The sequence below is a fragment of the Candidatus Margulisiibacteriota bacterium genome, assembly GCA_041661965.1.
Taxonomy (GTDB): Bacteria; Margulisbacteria; WOR-1; order O2-12-FULL-45-9; family XYB2-FULL-48-7; genus XYB2-FULL-45-9.
This window is the reverse complement of the sequence record JBAZTH010000002.1, coordinates 59,776-81,094: the sequence shown is the minus strand read 5'-3', so window position 1 is coordinate 81,094 and position 21,319 is coordinate 59,776. Positions and strand designations below refer to the sequence as shown.

Below are 21,319 nucleotides of genomic sequence, written 5' to 3'. Positions count from 1 at the left end.
TTATAATGATTTCATGAGGACCATTCTTTCGCGTGAACCGCTTTCCCCTCTGGTGGTTAAAACAACCATCTTAGCCCCGCAAATTGCCCTGGCCGCGCAACCGGGCCAGTTCGTGGTGATCATTCCGACTGAAAAAGGGGAGCGAATCCCGCTGACGATCGCGGCTGCCGATCCGGCGCTGGGGACGATCACGGTTATTTTTCAGTTGGCCGGCGCCACTACCCGCTTGCTTTCATCTCTGCCGGTTGGAGAAAAAGTTTCTCATCTTCTGGGGCCGCTTGGCGTCCCGTCTGAAATTGAGAAGTTTGGCCGGGTGGTAGTGGTTGGCGGAGGGGTGGGGATCGCCGAAATCTACCCGGGGGTGAAAGCGCTGAAGGCGGCCGGGAACGAGGTCGTGACGATCATTGGGGCGAGAAATAAAGAGTTATTGTTTTATGAAAGTGAGCTTAGGGCCCAGAGTACGGAGCTTCGGTTAATTACCGACGATGGATCGAGCGGACGGCGGGGGTTTGTGACCGAATTATTAAGCGAAGCGATCAAGGATAAGCCGACCCAGAGAGTGATCGCTGTCGGTCCTGTCCCGATGATGAAAGCCTGTTGCGACCTGACCCCGGGGATCAAAACGATTGTTTCGCTGAACAGTCTGATGCTCGACGCGACCGGAATGTGCGGCGTCTGTCGGGTAAAAATTGGCGGGCTCAATAAGCTGACCTGTGTGGAGGGGCCCGATTTTGACGGTCACTTGGTCGATTTTGCCGATCTGACCAGCCGGTTGGGGACTTACAAAGACCTGGAAAAGCGGGCCGATGACCATATCTGCCGATTATTGGGGAGCAAATGAACAAAAAAATGAACGAACGTCCGGTTGCCGAGCGGATCCAAGACTTCGAGGAAGTGCCGCTTGGCTATTCGGTCGATGAGGCGTTGGCCGAAGCTAAGCGCTGCTTGCAGTGCAAAGATCCCCGATGCGTTAAAGGCTGTCCGGTTGGGATCGATATCCCTTCTTTTATTAAGCTGATTGCCGAAGGGAAGCGCGATCAAGCGTTGGCTAAGATCAAGGAGAGCAATTCTCTACCGGCGGTCTGCGGCCGGGTTTGTCCCCAGGAAGAGCAGTGCGAGCTCAAGTGTATTCTAAACGCCAAAAAGGCGCCGATCGCCATCGGAAGTTTGGAGAGGTTTGCGGCTGATGGGGCTGAAAAACAACCCTCACCCTCTATCCCCCTCTCCCAGAGGGCGAGGGGGAAAAGAGTTGCCGTAGTCGGTTCCGGCCCGGCCGGCCTGACCTGCGCCGGGGACCTGGCCAAGCTTGGTTATCAGGTTGTCTTGTTCGAATCGCTGCACGTTATCGGCGGCGTGCTGCAGTACGGGATCCCGGCCTTCCGTTTGCCGAAAAAAATCGTTGATCTGGAAATTGAATACGTTAAATCGCTTGGCGTCGAGATCATTGCCGACCGGCTGATCGACGATTTGAACGGGTTGCGCCCTGAATTCCAGGCGATTTTTCTCTCTTCCGGCGCCGGTTTTCCGAATTTTATGGGGATACCGGGCGAGAATTTGCCGGGCGTTTTTTCGGCCAACGAATTTCTTTTCCGGGTCAACATGATGAAGGCGTATAAATTTCCGGAATACCAAACCCCGGTCAAAATCGGAAAGCGAGTCGCCGTCATCGGCGCCGGCAACGTTGCCATGGATGCCGCCCGGGTCTCTTTGCGATTGGGGGCGGAAGAAGTGTGGATCGTTTACCGCCGTTCCCGCCGGGAAATGCCGGCCCGGCGCGAGGAGATCGAGCGCTGTGAAGAAGAGGGGGTTAAGTTCCATCTTTTAACCGCGCCGACCGCTTATTATGCCGATAATAACGGTTGGGTCAATGAAATGGAGTGCCGGAAAATGGAGTTGGGCGAACCGGACAGTCGGGGGCGTCGCCGGCCGGTCGAAATTCCCGGCTCCGAGTTCCGTTTGCCGATCGAGTCGGTGGTCGTCGCGATCGGCAATTCACCGAACCCTTTGGTCATGCACCGGACCGCCGCATTGAAGGTTAACGAAAAAGGCGGGGTCGCCATTGATGACTCCCAGTCGACCTCTTTGCCCGGAGTTTTCGCGGGCGGGGATATTGTCCGTGGGTCGGCGACCGTTATCTCGGCGATGGGGGACGGTAAACTGGCCGCCCGCCGGATCGACGCTTACCTAAAAAAACAGCCGGCTGGCTTGGACCGTCCGAATCAGGTATAATTCCAAGACATGAAGCTTGCCTTGGCCCAGATCAATCCGATCGTCGGTGATCTTACGGGAAATGTTTCGAAGATCGCCGCACAAATTGCCGCGGCCAAAGCCGTGTCCGCCGACCTGGTCGTTTTCCCGGAACTTGTCCTGACCGGTTATCCGCCGGAAGACCTGCTGTTAAAACCTCAATTCATCACGGCGAACCTGGCCGCTTTAAAAGAAGTCGCCGCCGCTTCAAAAGGAGTGGCTGTTTTCCTCGGTTTTGTCGATCGAAAAGGGGCTGCGCTTTATAATGCCGCGGCTTTTATTGTCGATGGCCGGATCAAGACGATCTACCACAAGAACAATCTCCCCAACTACGGAGTCTTTGACGAAAAACGCTATTTCCAGGCTGGGACCAAATCGGAGGTCATTGCCTATAAAGGAATAAAGATCGGCTTGGGGATCTGTGAGGACCTCTGGGTGGAAAAGGGGCCGTACTTGGCCGAAGCCAGGGGCGGAGCGAAACTGATCCTGAATATTAACGCCTCACCATATCACCTTGGTAAAGTTAAGGAACGGGAAAAACTGGTCAAAGCCCGGGCAAAAAAGACCGGCGCCCACGTGGTTTACGTTAACTCGGTCGGCGGGCAGGATGAACTGGTTTTTGACGGCGGGAGCATGGTCGCTTCGCCGCGCGGCAAATTGATCGCTGCCGCCGGTCAGTATCGGGAAGAGCTGTTATTGGTCGATCTGAAAGAATCCGGTCCGGCCGCCGGCTGGCTGGATGATGACGAGGAAATTTACGGAGCCCTGGTTCTGGGGGTCAAAGATTATGTTGAGAAGAACCGCTTTTCGGACGTTGTCATTGGTCTTTCCGGCGGGATCGATTCTGCCCTGACCCTGGCGATCGCGGCCGACGCCCTGGGCCCGGATCGGGTCCACGCCGTCTTTATGCCGTCCGATTACACCGCCCATCGGAGTTTTGTCGACGCGAAAGCGGTTGCCGAACGGCTGGGCGTGAGAATGGAGAGCTTGCCGATCAAGGAGCTCTTTAAGCGCTACCTCGATCAGCTTCGCCCGCAGTTCAAAGACCGGGCCGAAAATATCGCGGAAGAAAATCTGCAAGCCAGGATCCGCGGCAACTATTTAATGGCTCTTTCCAACAAATTCGGCTGGCTGGTCTTAACGACCGGTAATAAGTCGGAGATGTCGACCGGCTATTGCACTCTTTACGGGGACATGGCCGGCGGTTTCGCCGTGATCAAGGATGTTCCCAAAACCCTGGTCTACCGTCTGGTCGACTGGCGCAACGCCGAACGGGAAGTTATTCCGGAATCGGTTATTAACCGGCCGCCGACGGCCGAACTGAAACCGAACCAGCGGGACCAGGACACCTTGCCCCCTTACGAAACGCTTGATCCGATCATTAAAGCCTACGTTGAAGAGAATAAGAGCGTCGAGCAGATAGTCGGGCTCGGCTTTGACCGTGAAACAGTCGTTAAAGTTGCCGGCCTGATCGATCGGGCGGAATATAAGCGCCGCCAGGCCCCGCCCGGCCCCCGGATCACGGCGCGGGCCTTTGGCAAGGATTGGCGGGTCCCGATCACGAACAAGTACAAGGAAGTGTAATATGCCGCTAACGCAACAGGCCGCCGACGAAATTATGAAAAAATACCCGGGAGAGGTCCGGGGAGTGGCGTTTCAGACCGACGCCGAGTACGTTAAGAAAAAATGGGGGGAAGAGGGGCTGTTGCGGGTCGGTCGGAGGTTGAGCGAGCTTGGCTATCCGGTTGAGTACGATAAGATCAAGCCTTTGGTCTGGCTGCCGCTTGGTTTGCGGATCCTTTCCCTGCTGGTTATTGACGAGAATTTTAATATGACCAAAGAAGAACTGCAGGAGATGGGTTATACCGCGCCGAAATTTTCCTTTTTAATGAAATGGCTGGTCAAGTTTTTTTCCTCTGCCAAGACAATGATCGAATCGGCGCCGGCGATTTGGAAAAAACATTACACGGTCGGCGAATTGGAGACCGCCTATCACGGCGAGGAAAAATTCGCGCTCGTCAAAGTTAAGGGGTTGGTCCTGCCCAAAAGCGGGATAGAATATATTCAGGGCTATTTTCGGCGGGTGCTGGAATTTTCCGTCGGTAGCGCGGTCCATTGCGAATTGATCAAATCGCCGGACAACGGGGCGGATTATTACGAATTTAAGGCTTGGTGGAATTAATGAGCGACAGCGAAAAACAAATGAACGTCTCCGAAAAAGAGTTGCTGCAGATCAGCGATTATTTGGAGGATATCTGGCGGTTCCTGCCGATTCCGATCGTTCATGTCAGCCCGGTCGGGGTCATTACCGACGCCGGACGTGAAACCTCCGATTTTCTCGGCTACCCGAAAGACGAAATAATCGGCCGCCGCTTTGTCGATTTTATCGGGAGCGAGGCGGAGGCGAATGGAATAATGAACGAAGTTTTGAGCAACGGCCAGGTCAAGAACCGTGAAATCAAGATCAGAAAAAAAAGCGGCGAAATGCCGCCGGTTATCGTCAACGGGTTGCTAAGAAAAGATGCCGAAGGCAAGATAGTCGGTTTTTTTGTTTCCCTGGTCGATGTTACCGAGTCTAAAAAAGCCGAAGAAAAATTGCTTAAGGCCGAAGAACGTTACCGCAACACGCTTGATTCGATGATGGAAGGCTTTCAGATCATCGGTTTTGATTGGCGTTATTTATACGTCAATAATGTCGTTGCCGAACAGGAAAAGCGCGCTAAAGAGGAGCTGATAGGCAAGACGATGATGGAGGTCTATCCCGGCATTGAAAAGACCGAAATGTTCGAGCAGCTCAAGCGCTGCATGGAAGAGCGGGTCCCGCACCGAATGGAGAACGAGTTTGTTTATCCGGACGGGCGCCGGGGTTATTACGAGCTAAGCATTCAACCGATGACCGACGGGATTTTTGTGGTTTCGCAGGACATTACGGTGCGCTTTCAGGCCGAACAAAAACTCAAGGAGAAAATGCAAGAGCTGGAGGAATTCCACGGGCTGGCGGTCGGGCGCGAACTCCGGATGATCGAACTGGAAAAAGAGGTCGACGCTCTGCTGGCGGCCCAGGGGCGCGCGCCTAAATATGACCGGATTTGACAGCTTATACAAAGATGTAGTATAATCTACAATATTGTAGGAGTTGTTTTGTGATGCAAGAAACTTTTGTCGGAGCCTTGATTGAGGTCAGCACCGCCCTGGCTGCTTCTCTTGACCTGGAAAAGACCCTCGATTCGATCCTCAAGGTCTTGGCCGATTCGCTTGAGATGCAGCGCGGCACCATTACGCTGGTCGATCCGACGACCAGCGAATTGCGCATTGAGGTCGCTTCCGGCTTGACCCGGGAAGAGAAAGAACGCGGCCGCTACAAGCTCGGCGAGGGGATCACCGGCCGGGTCGTGGCGACCGGCCAGCCGATGGTTATTCCGGACATTGAAGCCGAACCCCTCTTTTTGAACCGCACCCAAGCCCGACGGAACCTCAAGGAAAGAAAGTTCGCCTTTCTTTGCGTCCCCATTAAAGTCGGCAATAAAGTGATCGGCGCGCTCTCGGTCGATCGGCTTTTCAAGGGGAACGTTTCCTACGAAGAAGATATCCGCGTCCTGACGATTATCGCCGCGATGGTCGGTCAAGCGGTCAAATTGCGCGAACTGGCGGAAAAGGACAAAGAAGTGATTTTGTCCGAGAACATCAAGCTGAAAAGGGAACTTAAAGGGAAGTATAAGTTCGGCAATATCGTCTACAGTTCTACGGTTATGGAGGCGGTTCTGGAAGGGGCGGTCCAGGTGGCCGATAGTTCGGCGACCGTTCTGCTCGGCGGTGAATCGGGGACCGGTAAAGAATTGGTCGCTTCGGCGATCCATTACGCCAGCCCCCGCCATGAGAAACCTTTCATTAAAGTCGCCTGTGCTTCTTTGCCGGAGAACCTCCTGGAGTCGGAGCTTTTTGGCTACGAACGGGGGGCTTTTACCGGAGCGATGGAGCGGCGGAGCGGCCGGTTTGAATTGGCGAACGGCGGGACGATCTTTTTGGACGAGATCGGGGACCTGACCATTGCTACCCAAGTTAAGCTTCTACGGGTCCTGCAGGAGCGGGAATTTGAGAGATTAGGGGGCGCGCAGACGGTTAAAATCGATATTCGGGTGATTTGCGCTACCCATCGGAACCTTGAGGCGATGGTCAAAGAAGGTAAATTCCGGGAGGATCTCTTTTATCGGATCAATGTTTTTCCCATTATCTTGCCGCCGCTTCGGGAGAGAAAAGAAGATGTCCCGCTACTGGTTGATTTCTTCATTGATAAGTTTGCCAGGTTGAACAAGAAAAAGATCAAAGGGATCAATCGGGCGGCGCTGGACCTGCTCATGGCCTATCAATTTCCGGGGAACGTCCGGGAGCTGGAAAACATTGTGGAGCGGGCGGTGGTTATTGCCCAGAAAGAGATCATCACACCGAAGGAACTGCCGGCCAATCTGGCGGCGAGCAAAGAATACGATCTCGGTCCGCAGGGTGCGTCGCTGCCGGAGATTGTCGCCTCGCTGGAAAAGCAGAAGATCGAGGAGGCTCTCCGGCGCTTTAAAACCCAGCGCTCCGCCGCCAAGGCGCTTGGCTTGACCGAGCGGATGCTTGGATACAAGCTCGATAAATATAGGATCTCGCTTAAAGAACCGCGCACTTAAGTGCGCGGTTAGATAAAACTACAAAAAAGTATACCAATATACAAAAACGTAGATTACTCCTCGCGGTTGCCTCTTTTCCTTCAGGCAATAAAGTTGCTTCACTAACGGCAAGGAGGAAACATCATGAAAAAGAAGATTTTGATTGCTGCCGTTGCTTTGCTGTTTGTGGCCGGGATCGCTGCCGCTACTCCCACGACCCAGATCTGGAACCCGTCGACCGATATCCAGGGGGTGGGGACCTGGCATTTTGGGATCGATGATTATTTTACGGTCGAAGATAGGACTTCCGGCGGATATTCTTTCCCGACCGATCTTGGGCTGACCTATGGGCTTTTGCCCGGCCTGGAGATCGGGGTCGATGCCTTTTTACCGCAGGCCGTGCCGGCCAGCTCCTTGGTCTTAAACCTAAAATATGGGTTACAGGAGAAAGACGCTCTGCCGGCGATCGCGGTCGGCGGATTCGGATTCGGCCTTCAGACGAACGTGACCGATCAGAACGTCCTTTACGGGGTGGTCGCGAAAACTTTCCCGATCGGTCGGCTCTCGGCCGGTTATTTTATGGGCAATGAAAAATTGTTGCTTGATCCGAGCGGCAATAAGGATAATGCCGGATTGATCCTGACCTGGGATAAGATGTTGACCGATAAGCTCTGGTTGAGCGTTGACTACGCGGGAACAAAATCGGCCCTGGGCGCGCTCTTTGCCGGTTTTTCTTATATGTTCTCGGCCAATACAGCGGTGCTTTTTGCTTACGGTAAATATAATAATGATGCTAAGCCGACGATCACGACCCAGCTGGATATCAATTTCTAATAATGTGAGGCTGACCCGGCTTGACTCGCACCAAGGAGTGGGTTAAGCTGGGCGCCGCGCAAAGAAGGAGGAGAGTCAAATGAAACGATGGCTAGGTTTAATGTTTCTGTTTCTGGTTGGAGTAATCCCTGTTTTTGCCGAAGAAGCGGCGAGCGTGGCGGCGGCTGTTCCGGTCATTAATGCCGGCGACACGGCCTGGGTCTTGATCTCGGCCGCTTTAGTTATTTTAATGACCCCGGCGGTTGGGTTCTTTTACGGCGGAATGGTCAGGAAAAAGAATATCTTATCGACTATCATGATGTGTTTTGCCATCCTGATGGTCATCAGTTTGCAATGGGTTCTTATCGGTTATACTTTGGCTTTCGGCCCAACCAACGGCGGCTTGATCGGCGGCTTGAACTGGCTGGGGCTGATCGGCGTAGGGCAGCTGCCGAACATTGATTATGCCGCGACGATCCCGGCCCTTGCTTTCATGATCTTCCAGGCGGCTTTCGCCATTGTGACCCCGTCCTTAATTGTCGGTGCGTTCGTGGAAAGGATCAAGTTCTCCTCTTTTCTGGTCTTTTCCCTCCTTTGGGCGACGATCGTTTACGATCCGGTCGCTCATTGGGTCTGGGGGGTCGGCGGTTGGCTAAGGATGCTGGGGGCGTTGGATTTTGCCGGCGGGACGGTTGTTCACGTGACGGCTGGTTTTTCCGCGCTGGCGATCGCGCTGGTGCTTGGGAAACGGATCGGCTACGGCAAAGATAACATGGAGCCGAGCAATATCCCGATCGTGGTTCTCGGCGCCGTCCTCCTCTGGTTCGGTTGGTTTGGCTTTAACGGCGGGTCCGCCTTAGCGGCCAACGGTCTGGCGGTTTCGGCTTTTGTGGTGACCAATACGGCGGCAGCGGCGGCGGCGGTAGTGTGGATGCTGCTAAGTTGGTTCCATCGCCGTCCCAGCGTTTTAGGGGTGGCGACCGGTGCCGTTGTCGGACTGGTGGCAATTACCCCGGCTTCCGGGTTTGTTGATCCGCTCTCGGCGATCGCCATCGGCGGGATTGCCGCGGTCATTTCTTATTATATGATAGTGCTGCGCATGAAACTGCGGATCGATGAGTCGCTTGATGCTTTTGCCTGTCATGGAATGGGCGGGGCCTGGGGAGCGATCGCGACCGGTATTTTTGCCAGCAAAGCGATCAACCCGGCCGGCGCGGACGGCCTGCTCCTCGGCAATCCCGGTTTGGTCTGGACCCAGTTCCTGGCGGTAGCCGCTTCCGGTCTCTTTGCCTTTGTCGTGACGATCGTCCTGGCGAAGCTGATCGACGCGGTCATGGGACTCCGGGTTGCCAGTAACGAAGAGTTGGTCGGGCTCGATATTTCACAGCACGCGGAGACCGCGTAAGGAGGGGGCCATGAAAAAAGTTGAAGCGATTATTAAACCAGAAAAGCTTGAGGAATTGCGGGAGGCTCTCGATGCCAAGGGGTTTTCCGGGATGACGATCACCGAGGTCAAAGGGCGGGGGATCCAGCGGGGAATCACCCTGGAATGGCGGGTCGGTGAATACCGGGTCGAATTCCTTCCCAAGGTCAAACTGGAGACAGTTGTTGATGATAAAAAAGCGGCTGAAGTGGTCTCGATCATTACCAAGGTCTGTAAAACCGGCAGTATCGGGGACGGGAAGATCTTTATTTCGCCGGTCGAAGAAGTAATTAGGATCCGGACCGGAGAAAAAGGGGAAGCCGTTCTTTAAATCTACAAAAATGTAGCGGGAGGCCGGAGCTCGAAAGGTCCGGCCTCCCGATTTATCCCTTTTATAAAAGAAAAAACACTTTAAAGGCTGGTTTGGCAGTAAGATTGCTCTAAACCTGCCATGAACATTAACAGTGGCGATACCGCTTGGGTTTTGATCTCAACGGCCCTAGTCATCCTGATGACTCCGGCGCTCGGCTTTTTCTACGGCGGGATGGTTAGGAAAAAGAACCTTCTCTCAACGATCATGCTATCTGTCGTTATCCTTGCCCTGATAACCGTTCAATGGATCCTTTTTGGCTACACATTAGCTTTTGGTCCCGATCATGGCGGAGTGATCGGTGGCTTGGATTGGCTAGGTTTAATGAAAGTCGGCGGGGCGCCTCATGCCGGCTATGCTCCTGGGGTCCCTCATCTCGCGTTTATGGCTTTCCAAATGGCTTTTGCGGTCATTACTCCGGCGTTAATCACCGGGGCCTTTGTCGAACGGATCAATTTCTCCGGTTTCCTGGTCTTTACCCTTCTTTGGGCAACCTTTATTTACGCGCCGGTCGCCCATTGGATCTGGGGGATCGGCGGTTGGTTGAGAGTGCTTGGCGCGCTTGATTTTGCCGGTGGCGCGGTTGTCCACATTACCGCTGGAGTTTCCGCTCTGGCGGTCGCGCTGGTGATCGGGAAAAGAAAAGGGTATGGTAAAGATAATATGGAGCCGTCAAACATTCCACTGACGGTCCTCGGAGCGTTTCTTCTTTGGTTTGGTTGGTTTGGCTTTAACGGCGGCTCGGCCCTTTCGGCCGGCGCGGTCGCGGCCCAAGCTTTAGTCGCGACAACCGCTTCCGGCGCGGCGGCCGCCTTGACCTGGATGATCATCAATTGGAGCCATAAGCGGCCAAGCGTCCTTGGTTTTTCAACCGGCGCGATCGCTGGTTTAGCGGCGGTTACTCCCGCTTCCGGTTACATTAGTCCTCTTTCCGCCTTGCTGATCGGCGTTATCGCGGCGGCTCTTTCGTATTATGTGATAATATTCCGAATGAAGATCGGCTTTGACGAGTCGCTCGATGTCTTTGCCTGTCATGGGGTCGGGGGAATCTGGGGGATCCTAGCAGTTGGGATCTTCGCCCAAAAAGCTCTTAACCCGGCCGGGGCGAACGGCTTGTTGTTTGGCGGGCCGAACTTGTTTTTTGTCCAATTATTTACTGTTGTGGTCGTGGCCGGTTTTTCATTTGTCGTTTCCTATCTGTTGGCCAAGATCGTTGACACGATGTTTTCGCTCCGGGCCAAGGACAACGAGGAGAGTGTCGGGTTGGATATCGCCCAGCATGGGGAGTCGGTGTACTAATGAAAAAAATTGAAGCGATCATCAAACCGGAGAAGCTGGACGAACTGCGGGAGGCTTTTGACGCTAAGGGTTTTTCCGGAATGACGATTACTGAAGTCAAAGGGCGGGGGATCCAGCGAGGGGTCACCCTGGAGTGGCGAGTTGGCGAATACCGGGTTGAATTTCTTCCCAAGGTTAAGGTTGAATTAGTGGTTAATGCCAAGGATGTCGATACGGTAATAGAAGTTATCTTGGCGATCTGTTCAACCGGTAAAGTTGGCGATGGCAAGATCTTTGTTTCACCGGTTGAAGAAGTGGTGAGAATTAGAACCCGGGAGCGGGGTCACTCGGCAATCTGATACAATATTGTAGAAAACAGAGTGGTTAAATACAAAAATGTCGAAAATAATTGCCCCTCAAAAATAAAAATGCCTGTTTTATAGGCAAATTTTGTTTTGGCGAAAAAGTTGCTATAAAAATTCACATAATATACAATGATGTTTGGAATACCGGACATTAAATAAAGGAGTAGATAATAATGGTAAAAACGGCAAGTCAGATTTTCGGCGAGTTAACTTTTAACAAAAAAGTGATGAAAGACCGGCTTAGCAAGGAGATTTACGCCAAATTACTGGCTACGGTTGAAAGAGGGGAGCCTCTGGATGAGACGATTGCCAGTGATGTCGCCCATGCGATGAAGGAGTGGGCGATGGAAAATGGCGCGACCCACTTTACTCACTGGTTCCAGCCGCAGCGCGGCGGCACCGCCGAAAAGCACGATGCTTTCCTTAGCTACGGCAGCGATGGGGAAATGATCGAACGCTTTAGCGCCAAGCAGTTGATCCAGTCCGAGCCGGATGCTTCGAGTTTTCCTTCTGGCGGCATTCGCTCGACCTTTGAAGCGCGCGGTTATACCGCTTGGGATCCGACCAGCCCGGCCTTCCTACTCGAAGCCGGCGATACCAAGACTTTGGTTATTCCGACCGTTTATCTCTCTTGGACCGGTGAGGTCCTCGACCTGAAGACCCCACTCCTCCGCTCCATGAAAGCGCTGACCGACTCCGCGATCAAGCTGCAGAAACTGCTGGGAAACGACGGCGTTAAGAAAATGAAGGTGTATGGCGGTCCGGAACAGGAATATTTCCTGGTCTCTAAAGAACTCTACGATACCCGGCCCGATCTGTGCGTTGCCGGGCGGACCTTGTTTGGCGCCCCTCCGGCCAAGGGTCAGCAGCTGGAAGACCATTATTTCGGCGCGATCAAAGACAAGGTCATGATGTTCATGGAAGACTTCGACATGGAACTTTATCGCCGTGGAATTCCCTCGAAGACCAGACATAACGAGGTTTCACCGAATCAGTTTGAAGTCGCCCCGCTGTACGAAGAAGTGAATATGGCGGTCGACCACAACCTGCAGTTGATGGAGATCATTCGGAAAGTAGCGGAGAAGCACGGCTTGGTCGCGCTGCTGCACGAAAAACCGTTTGCCGGCGTCAACGGATCCGGTAAACATTTTAACTGGTCGCTGGGCGATGACAGCGGGAGCAACTACCTGGAACCGTCTGATTCGCCGATCAAAAACATCAATTTCTTGCTGACGCTGGGGGCGATCCTACTTGGTGTCAATAAGTTTGGCGGGTTACTCCGGGCTGTAGTGGCGGATGCCGGCAATGATCACCGCTTAGGGGCGAACGAAGCCCCGCCGGCGATCATGTCTGTTTATCTCGGGGAATACTTGGCCCGTATTATGGACGAAATCGAAGGGATTGGGACCAGCGTTAACGAAAAGAGTTTGGATAACATCAACCTTGGCGTGAAGAACTTGCCGAAAGTCGCCAAAGATACCTCGGACCGGAACCGGACCTCCCCGGTTGCCTTTACCGGGAACAAATTCGAGTTCCGTGCGGTCGGTTCTTCGCAGAACTGCTCCGAAGCGGGGACCCTGCTCAACTTGCTCGTCTCTTACGGTTACGACGAGATATCTCGCCGGCTTTCGGCCAAGAAGGGCGGGAACGTTAAGGGGAACGCGATCCTGGTCATGAAGGACGTCCTGAAGGAGACTAAGCGGGTTCGCTTCGAAGGGAATAACTACTCGGAAGCCTGGCATAAGGAAGCCGCCAAACGCGGGTTGCCAAACGCCAAGGATACGCCGGACGCACTTGATTTGATGCTGGATAAGGAGTGCGTTGAGCTCTTCGAAAAATATGGCGTTCTGTCGAAGCGGGAACTGCACTCGAAGGTGGAGATCAAGCTTGATACCTACATCAAGATTAAAGATGTTGAGCTGAAAGCGGCGCTGAACATTGCCAAGACGCTGGTCCTGCCGGCAGTCCTGGAACAGATCAAATCACTGGGTGAAGCGGTCAAAGCGACTTCCAAATCCGGCGCGATAGCGGCTGACCTGAAGGTTGTCTCCGGCTTGTATGGCGATATCAAAGCGGCAATCGCCGGCCTTGAAAAAGCGATCGTACTTTGTGAAAAGGAAGAGAACCTGGAAAAGAAAGCCAAACTTTACGCAAAGAACGGAGCCAGTGCCTTGGCCGAGCTGCGCGCCAGTGTCGATGAAGCGGAAACGCTGGTGGCTGATGTTTATTGGCCGATGGCTAAGTATCAGGAACTGCTGACGATCTTATAAATTGAGAGGTTCGTAGTTGCCGAGTCGAAATTAATCAAATGACGATTGAAAATGACATTGAGCAGATAAGCGATTTGACTGATAATCATGGAAAGGTGTACCGGATGCTGCTCGATAAGCTGGAACGCCCGCTGATCAGCCGCGTATTGGACATGACCGGAGGCAACCAGCTTAAGGCTGCAAATATATTGGGTATCAATCGGAACACACTTCGGGCCAAAATAAAGCGTTTGGGAATAAACACATAGCCGCGGCGCCTCCCCGCTGTGATTTTACGTTGTCTGGGCCTTTTCATCTATGATATAATAAAAAATCAATTTTTGTTGGTGGGTAAGAAGGAAGAAAAAGTTGAACGCATTTCCGAAAAAACAGGGCTTATACGATCCGGCCTATGAACATGACAGTTGCGGGGTTGGTTTTCTCTGCGATATTAAGGGAAAAAAATCCAATAAGATCGTCCTGCAGGGATTAGAGATCTTGCGGCGGCTCTCCCATCGCGGGGCGACCGGCGCCGATCCTAAAACTGGAGATGGGGCGGGGATCCTGATCCAGCTGCCTCACGCTTTTTTTTCCGCCATTGCTTCTTTTAGGCTTCCGCCGGCTGGTGATTACGGAACCGGCCTGGTTTTTTTGCCTACTGAAGCTAAAGAACGGGCTTTTTGCAAAGAGAAGTTTGCTGCGATCATTGCTGAAGAAGGGCTGGAACTGCTTGGCTGGCGCGAAGTCCCGGTCGACAACACCGACATCGGCCATACCGCCAAGGAGACCGAACCGGTTATCGAACAGGTTTTCGTTAAAAAGGGCCAGGGCGATCAGCCGGCTTTTGAACTAAAACTTTTTGTCATTAGAAAAAGGATCGAAAACGCGGTCCGAGCCTCGAACTTAAAGCAGCGTTCTTTCTTTTATATCCCGAGCCTTTCCGGCCGGACCTTTGTTTACAAAGGTTTATTGATGCCGGAGCAGGTTGATCAATTCTTTCCCGATCTGCGCGACAAGCGGATCGAGAGCGCCATTGCCCTGGTCCATTCCCGGTACAGTACCAATACCTTCCCAACTTGGGACCTGGCCCAGCCGTTCCGCTTTCTGGCCCATAACGGGGAGATCAATACCCTGCGCGGCAACATTAACTGGATGGCGGCCAAAGAAAGCCTGCTGGCCAGCCCCCTGCTTGGCGACGATCTGAAAAAAATCCTGCCGGTGATCGTCCAGGGAGGGAGCGACTCCGCGATTTTTGACAATGTTTTTGAATTGCTCCTCCTTTCCGGCCGCTCGCTTCCCCATGTCATGATGATGATGATCCCCGGCGCCTGGGAACAACATCGCCAGATGGCGCCGGAGCTCAAGGAGTTCTATCGGTATCACGCCGCCTTCATGGAACCGTGGGACGGACCGGCGGCGATGGCGGTGACCGATGGGACCAGGATCGCCGCTGCCCTTGACCGGAACGGCTTACGCCCGGCCCGCTACATCTTGACTACCGACGGGATCGTCGCCCTGGCCTCCGAGGTTGGCGTCCTTGACATCCCTCCCGCCAAGATCGAGGTTTCCGGCCGTCTTGAGCCAGGAAAGATCTTCTACATCGATACTGAAGAGGGGAAGATCCTGCATGACGAAGAAGTTAAGAGAAACATTGCCGCTCAACAGCCTTATTCCAAATGGGTTGCCGATAATTTGGTCGACCTAACCCAATTGCCGGCTGGCGGTAAAGGCGAAAAAACGCCCGACCTGCTGACCAACCTGAAAGCGTTTGGCTATTCCCGCGAAGATTTGAAGGTCATTATTAAACCGATGGCGGAAACGGGCAAGGAGCCGATCGGCTCGATGGGGAACGACGCGCCGCACGCGGTTCTTTCCAATAATCCGCAAATGCTCTACACTTATTTTAAGCAGTTGTTTGCCCAGGTGACCAACCCGGCGGTCGACTTCATCCGTGAAGAACTGGTTATGAGCCTCGATAGTTTCGTCGGACCGCAAAAAAACCTGTTGGCCGAGACCCCGGAACATGCCCATCGGCTTTATATTAAGGAACCGATCCTGGCCAATGACGATCTGGAGAAGATCCGGGCGATCAAAGAGAAGGGGTTCAAAACCAAGACGATCTCGATCCTCTTTAAATCGGGAGACCTGGCTTTTCGCCAGAGACTTGATGCCATTTGCGCGGAAGCGGTCAAAGCGATCGACGAAGGATATTCATTTATCATCTTAAGCGACCGCGGCGTGGATGAAGATAAAGCCGCTATCCCGGCTCTTTTGGCGACCGGCGCGGTCCACCACCATTTGGTCCGTCAGACCCTTCGTTCGCAGCTCGGGATCATTGTCGAGAGCGCCGAGCCGCGGGAAGTTCATCATTTCGCCCTTCTTTTTGGTTATGGGGCCGACAGCATCAACCCGTACCTGGCTTACGAGGCTCTTGACCTGCTGATTGCGGAAAAAGAATTGGTCCTTGACCACGCCAAAGCGGTCAAGAATTACCGTCACGCGGTTGACCTTGGCATTCTCAAAATCCTTTCCAAGATGGGGATCTCGACCCTGCAAAGTTACCGCGGGGCCCAGATCTTCGAAGCTCTGGGGGTTGGTCCGGAAGTGATCGAGAAATGCTTTGCCGGGACGCCGTCGCGGATCGGCGGGGTCGGCTTTGACGAGATCGCCAAAGAGGCCAGTTTGCGGCACCGCCAGGGTTATCCAAAGAGTGGGGTAAATCTCCCTCACTTGATTTCCGGCGGCCTTTATCAATGGAAAAAAGACGGTGAGTTCCATCTTTGGAACCCCGACAGCATCGCGGCTCTTCAGGAATCGGTTCGCAAAGAAGATTACGACCGCTTTAAAGAATTTGCCGCGCTGATCAATGACCAAACGAAGCAGCCGACGACCTTGCGCGGTCTTTTAAAATTCAAAAAAACAAACCCTATCCCTATCGAACAAATTGAACCGATCGAACAGATCTTCAAACGCCTGGCGACCGGGGCGATGAGCTTTGGTTCGATCAGCCGGGGGGCCCACGAATCGCTGGCGATCGCCATGAACCGGCTCGGCGGCCGCTCCAACACCGGCGAAGGGGGAGAAGACCCGGCCAGATTTACTCCCTTGCCGAACGGCGATTCCAAACGGAGTGCCATCAAACAGGTCGCTTCCGGCCGTTTTGGCGTGACTACCAATTATTTGGTCAATGCCGACGAGATCCAGATCAAGATCTCCCAGGGAGCGAAGCCTGGCGAAGGGGGACAACTCCCCGGCCATAAGGTCAGCGCGATCATCGCCAAGACCCGCTACACCACTCCCGGCGTGACTTTGATCTCGCCGCCGCCGCATCACGATATTTACTCGATCGAAGACCTGGCCCAACTGATCTTCGATCTTAAAAATACCAATCCGGCCGCCCGGATCAGCGTTAAGCTAGTTTCCGAGGTCGGGGTTGGGACCGTCGCGGCTGGCGTCGCCAAAGGACACGCCGACATGATCCTGATCTCCGGCGGTGACGGCGGAACCGGTGCTTCGCCGATCAGCTCCATTAAACACGCCGGCTTGCCCTGGGAGCTTGGGCTTTCCGAAACCCACCAGACCCTGGTGCTCAACGACCTGCGGAGCCGGGTCCGGTTGCAGACCGACGGCCAGATGCGGACCGGCCGGGATGTGGCGATCGCCGCCCTTCTGGGGGCCGAAGAGTACGGCTTTTGTACTTCCCCCCTGATTGTTATGGGGTGCGTAATGCTTCGTCATTGCCACCTGAACAACTGTTCTCTGGGGGTCGCGACCCAGGATGAATTATTGGAAAAGCGTTTCCGCGGCAAGCCGGAATATGTTGTCACTTACTTTAATTTTATTGCCAGAGAGTTGCGGGAGATCATGGCCCAGCTTGGGGTTAGAACGGTCGATGAAATGATCGGGCGAACCGATCTTCTGGAAGTCAATCAGAGCATCGTTCCTTGGAAAGCAAGCAAGATCGATTATTCCAAGATCCTCTATCGTCCGGAAGTTCCCGCAAACGTGAAAACCCGCTCAGTTATTGCTCAGGACCATGGCGTCGATAAGGTCCTTGATCGCGAGTTGATCAAGTTAGCCAAGCCGGCGCTGGAAAAACGGCAGGAAGTTCTGATCGAGCAGGAGATCCGTAACGTCAACCGGACGACCGGCGCGATGCTCTCCGGTGAGCTTTGCAAACGTTACGGGGAAGAAGGGTTGAAAGAAGAGACGATCAAGGTTAAGTTTAACGGGGTTGCCGGACAGAGCTTTGGCGCCTGGCTGGCCAAGGGGATAACCTTTGAACTGGAAGGCTTGGCCAACGATTACGTTGGAAAAGGGATCTCGGGCGGCAAGATCATTATCTATCCGGACTCTAAAGCGACCTATAAAGCCGATCAAAACAGTTTAATCGGCAATACGACTTTTTACGGCGCGATCTCCGGCGAGGCTTATATTCGCGGAATGGCGGGCGAGCGTTTCTGTATCCGCAATTCCGGGCTCTATGGGGTGGTTGAAGGGGTGGGGGACCATGGTTGCGAATACATGACAGGCGGCCGGGTCGTTATTTTAGGCCGGACCGGTCGTAATTTTGGGGCCGGGATGTCGGGCGGGATCGCTTATGTCTATGATGAGGCCGGTGATTTCAAAGATAAATGTAATTTTGAAATGATCGAACTGCAAACGCCCGATCAGGATGACCTGAAAATGATCAAAACCTTGTTGTCTAATCATGTTAGGTATACCAAAAGCAAAAAAGGGGCCGCGGTCCTTGAAAATTTCGAGATCAAGAAGTTTGTGAAAGTGATGCCGCTGGAATACAAGCGGATATTGGAAGAGAAAAAGCTGGAAGAGAAGCTTGACTTGACGGAGGTTGCCGATGGCTAAAGATCCAAAAGGCTTCTTGAAAGTAAAGCGGGATAAGACCGCTTACCGGCCGGTTTGCGAACGGGTGCAAGATTACGACCTCGTTTTTAATCTTCGCGGCGATGCCCAAGCCGAGGATCAAGCGGTCCGCTGTATGGATTGCGGAACTCCTTTCTGCCACTGGGGTTGTCCTTTGGGTAACCTCATCCCCGAGTGGAACGACTTGATGGCCCGCGGCCATTGGGCAAAGGCGGCGACGATGCTGAACGCGACCAATAATCTCCCCGAGATCACCGGCCGGGTCTGTCCGGCCTTGTGCGAATACGCTTGCGTTCTGGGGATCAATGACGATCCGGTCACGGTCAGGGAAAACGAACTCGGGATCATTGAACACGCTTTCCGTGAGGGCGATATTAAACCTAATCCTCCCTGCAGCCGGACTGGTAAAAAGGTCGCGGTGGTCGGTTCCGGCCCGTCCGGGCTGGCCTGCGCCGCCCAACTCAATCAAGCCGGGCATACCGTGACCGTATTTGAGCGGGACGAACAGGTCGGTGGGATCATGCGTTTTGGTATTCCTGATTTCAAACTGGAAAAGAAGCTCCTCGATCGCCGGCTTGGTATTTGGGAACAGGAAGGGATTACTTTCAAGATCGGCGTTAACGTCGGCGTTGACCTGTCGGTCGAAAAACTGAAAGAGTATGACGCGGTCGTCCTGGCCGGCGGTTCCCGCCAGCCGCGCGACCTGAAGATCGAAGGACGCGAACTGGGCGGGATCCACTTTGCCATGGAGTATTTGACCCAATCGAACCGCCGCGTCGCCGGAGCCAAAATCCCGGCCGACAAATTGATCGATGCCAAAGGAAAGAGGGTCGTTGTGATCGGCGGCGGCGATACCGGCTCCGACTGCGTTGGGACCGCCAACCGCCAGGGGGCAACCTGTGTTGTTCAGATCGAATTACTTTCTAAGCCTGGGTTAGACCGTCCGCCGCATCAGCCCTGGCCGAAATACCCGGTCTTGCTCAAGACCACTTCCAGCCACGAAGAAGGGGCGGAGCGGCAATGGTCGATCTCGACTAAAAGGTTCGAAGGGAAAAACGGCCAGGTTACTAAGTTAAAATGTGTTCAGGTCGGTTCCGACCTGAAAGAAATTGTGGGAACCGATTTTGAGATCGAAGCCGATCTGGTTTTTCTGGCGCTCGGCTTTCTTTCGCCGGAAAAAACCGGTTTGCTCGACGCCCTGAAGATCGAGCTGGATCAGCGGGGGAACGTTAAAACTGACGTAAATTACCAAACTTCGGTCAAAAAGATCTTTGCCGCCGGCGACATGCGCCGGGGACAGTCGCTCATCGTTTGGGCGATTTCCGAAGGGCGGAAAGCGGCCCGCGCCGTCGACGAGTTCCTGATGGGATGTTCCAACCTGCCGACGATGTAGTCTCAATGCAAGTCCCCCCCAATTTAACCCGATAGTATAGTATAAGGATCGCGAAGAGTTGCCATTCGGGGAGGAAAAATGACAGAAACTATTCGGTCCGCTCATACCGCTCCAATTGCCAAGCCTGTTCCTAAGGCCCCCAAAAATGCCGTTACAATACAGCCTGCGAGCGAACAAAAAATATACAGCGCTTTGGAACAAGAACAAGCTGAGTTTGATTATGGGATGTGTATGCTTGATAAAAAACAACAGGAAGAAGACCCTTATCATGAAGGTCCCGATATGGTGTGTGTCGACCCCTCTCCTGCCAAGTCCCCAACCAAGGCGCGGGTTGCGGAATCACCAAAGCCAAGGGTGCCTAACGCGACGGCCAAACCGTCAGGCCAGCCGGAGCCGCTTGTCGGCGCGGGGCCGGCGGTCTATCAACGCGGTCCGGCCCAATTAAGCGACCAGCCCAAAGTCCATCCTTGTCAAGACGGGCAGGGGGTGGATCTGTCTAGAGCGGGATTGATTTGCGATATTATTGTTGAATAAGTTGTCTTTTTCGATCAAGTAGCGGCAGTCCGACCCCTTCGATCTTTTCTTTTGTTGACTGGCCTTTTATCGGCAAATGGATTATGTAATTTCCTTCCCGATAAGCAACCAGTTTTAGGATAAAAGGCTTTTCCAGCCAACCCAATTCATTCAGCGCTTGATCAAAAAGAAGGGTTGGGATATAAGTTCCCCCGTTCATGATAATGGAAATTGCCTTTGAACCGGGGAATGCCGCTTGAAGATCGGTCGGGAGCCCTTCTTTTTCCGCATGACTGGCCCCATAAACCCAAACGGCGATATTGCCACCCCCTGGCGAAAGCCGTTGTTCGACCCTTTTGACGGCGAAGATCTCACGCGACCTAAAGATCAGCTCTTCTTCAATTGTTTGTTGCTCCTGTAAGGAAAGGTCGGCAAAAACGACATTCAGGCACTGGCTCTTGCCAAGTTCCAAGGCGGAGTTCATGTCGGCAAGTTCTTGTTGGTCGATCTCATCCCCTTTGACGCCGGTATCGGTCATTTGTAATTGATAGCGCGGGTCGCCGGTGACCAGGTAGTGATCGAAATGGCTTTGAAGATCAAAGCCGCCGTCACCCAGTCCCTTGTATTCCTGAACGAGATGAGTGACCCCGACCAGGCGATCAAGGAGTTTATTAATAAAACCGACCTGGCCGTTTATCAGATGAAAAATCCCGAAAAGGAGATGGAGATCTTCTCCGGCGTTCACGGCCTCGACTTCCCGCTGGATTAAATCCGCCGCCTGCTGATCATGAGACAACCAGGTTAATTGTCCCTTACTTTCGGCCAGGCGCAGGAAATTGACGAGATCAGGGAGAGCGGTTGGTAGACCGTTTAATTTTGGACGAATGAGCGTTCTTTCATAAGCGAGCAGTTCCTGTCGGGTGGTGGGGAGCGCCGGAGTTGATGGGGCCCAGGAGATCGGCGGGCAAGGTTTGGCCCTGTTGACGATAACTGATGGGGCTGGAGCAAGCGCCTTTGGCGTAGGAGAGTCGCCTGCCAGGCCGCTTACCAGCGCGGGCAGAGCGAGCAGGCTGACCGTTTTGGTCAACCGGTTGCGGGAAAACGAAGACCTCGTTCTGCCAATGTTAGTCACCGA

Annotated in this window: 17 protein-coding genes; 16 read left to right on the top strand and 1 reads right to left on the bottom strand. The window is 53.6% G+C overall.

Translation table 11 applies throughout. The features are described 5' to 3' along the window. Nucleotides 1–13: 13 nt before the first annotated feature. From WC772_03245 to WC772_03170, 16 genes are all read left to right on the top strand, one after another. The gene (locus WC772_03245) at nt 14–841 is read left to right on the top strand and encodes a sulfide/dihydroorotate dehydrogenase-like FAD/NAD-binding protein (GenBank protein ID MFA6169768.1); all 828 of its coding nucleotides are present in this window, start codon (nt 14–16) and stop codon (nt 839–841) included. After that, a complete protein-coding gene (gltA, locus tag WC772_03240) occupies nt 838–2,229 on the top strand; it encodes an NADPH-dependent glutamate synthase (protein ID MFA6169767.1) in 1,392 nt (463 codons plus the stop codon). Before WC772_03245 ends, gltA begins: the two co-directional genes overlap by 4 nt. A 9-nt stretch (nt 2,230–2,238) precedes the next feature. Then, a complete protein-coding gene (locus tag WC772_03235; protein MFA6169766.1) occupies nt 2,239–3,831 on the top strand; it encodes an NAD+ synthase in 1,593 nt (530 codons plus the stop codon). Nucleotide 3,832: 1 nt separating this feature from the next. Further along, a complete protein-coding gene (locus WC772_03230; GenBank protein MFA6169765.1) occupies nt 3,833–4,429 on the top strand; it encodes a hypothetical protein in 597 nt (198 codons plus the stop codon). Continuing rightward, nucleotides 4,429–5,340 (top strand): PAS domain-containing protein, encoded by a 912-nt coding sequence (locus tag WC772_03225; GenBank protein MFA6169764.1) that lies wholly within the window; start codon nt 4,429–4,431, stop codon nt 5,338–5,340. Before WC772_03230 ends, WC772_03225 begins: the two co-directional genes overlap by 1 nt. Before the next feature lie 53 nt (nt 5,341–5,393). Next, a complete protein-coding gene (locus WC772_03220; protein ID MFA6169763.1) occupies nt 5,394–6,917 on the top strand; it encodes a sigma 54-interacting transcriptional regulator in 1,524 nt (507 codons plus the stop codon). A gap of 123 nt (nt 6,918–7,040) precedes the next feature. Beyond that, nucleotides 7,041–7,730 (top strand): hypothetical protein, encoded by a 690-nt coding sequence (locus tag WC772_03215; GenBank protein ID MFA6169762.1) that lies wholly within the window; start codon nt 7,041–7,043, stop codon nt 7,728–7,730. Between the two features lie 229 nt (nt 7,731–7,959). Further along, entirely contained in the window at nt 7,960–9,114 is a 1,155-nt protein-coding gene (locus WC772_03210) for an ammonium transporter (GenBank protein MFA6169761.1), read from the top strand. A 10-nt stretch (nt 9,115–9,124) separates the two neighbouring features. Beyond that, nucleotides 9,125–9,463 (top strand): P-II family nitrogen regulator, encoded by a 339-nt coding sequence (locus WC772_03205; GenBank protein MFA6169760.1) that lies wholly within the window; start codon nt 9,125–9,127, stop codon nt 9,461–9,463. Nucleotides 9,464–9,583: 120 nt separating this feature from the next. Further along, nucleotides 9,584–10,801 (top strand): ammonium transporter, encoded by a 1,218-nt coding sequence (locus WC772_03200; protein ID MFA6169759.1) that lies wholly within the window; start codon nt 9,584–9,586, stop codon nt 10,799–10,801. Then, nucleotides 10,801–11,139: a P-II family nitrogen regulator gene (locus tag WC772_03195; protein ID MFA6169758.1), complete on the top strand. Its 339-nt coding sequence runs from the start codon at nt 10,801–10,803 to the stop codon at nt 11,137–11,139. Before WC772_03200 ends, WC772_03195 begins: the two co-directional genes overlap by 1 nt. A 179-nt stretch (nt 11,140–11,318) precedes the next feature. Next, complete coding sequence (locus WC772_03190; GenBank protein ID MFA6169757.1) at nt 11,319–13,415, top strand: glutamine synthetase III; 2,097 nt, start codon at nt 11,319–11,321, stop codon at nt 13,413–13,415. A 38-nt stretch (nt 13,416–13,453) separates the two neighbouring features. Next, nucleotides 13,454–13,663, top strand: coding sequence for a helix-turn-helix domain-containing protein (locus tag WC772_03185; GenBank protein ID MFA6169756.1), 210 nt, complete (start codon nt 13,454–13,456; stop codon nt 13,661–13,663). Between the two features lie 100 nt (nt 13,664–13,763). Further along, nucleotides 13,764–18,260: a glutamate synthase large subunit gene (gene gltB / locus WC772_03180; GenBank protein ID MFA6169755.1), complete on the top strand. Its 4,497-nt coding sequence runs from the start codon at nt 13,764–13,766 to the stop codon at nt 18,258–18,260. Then, on the top strand, nt 18,253–19,671 hold the full coding sequence (locus WC772_03175) for a glutamate synthase subunit beta (protein MFA6169754.1): 1,419 nt from the start codon (nt 18,253–18,255) through the stop codon (nt 19,669–19,671). Before gltB ends, WC772_03175 begins: the two co-directional genes overlap by 8 nt. A gap of 78 nt (nt 19,672–19,749) precedes the next feature. Next, nucleotides 19,750–20,205, top strand: coding sequence for a hypothetical protein (locus tag WC772_03170; GenBank protein MFA6169753.1), 456 nt, complete (start codon nt 19,750–19,752; stop codon nt 20,203–20,205). Here the strand turns inward: WC772_03170 and WC772_03165 are convergent. Continuing rightward, on the bottom strand, nt 20,192–21,316 hold the full coding sequence (locus tag WC772_03165) for a hypothetical protein (protein MFA6169752.1): 1,125 nt from the start codon (nt 21,314–21,316) through the stop codon (nt 20,192–20,194). The genes WC772_03170 and WC772_03165 overlap by 14 nt on opposite strands. Between the last annotated feature and the right edge of the window lie 3 nt (nt 21,317–21,319).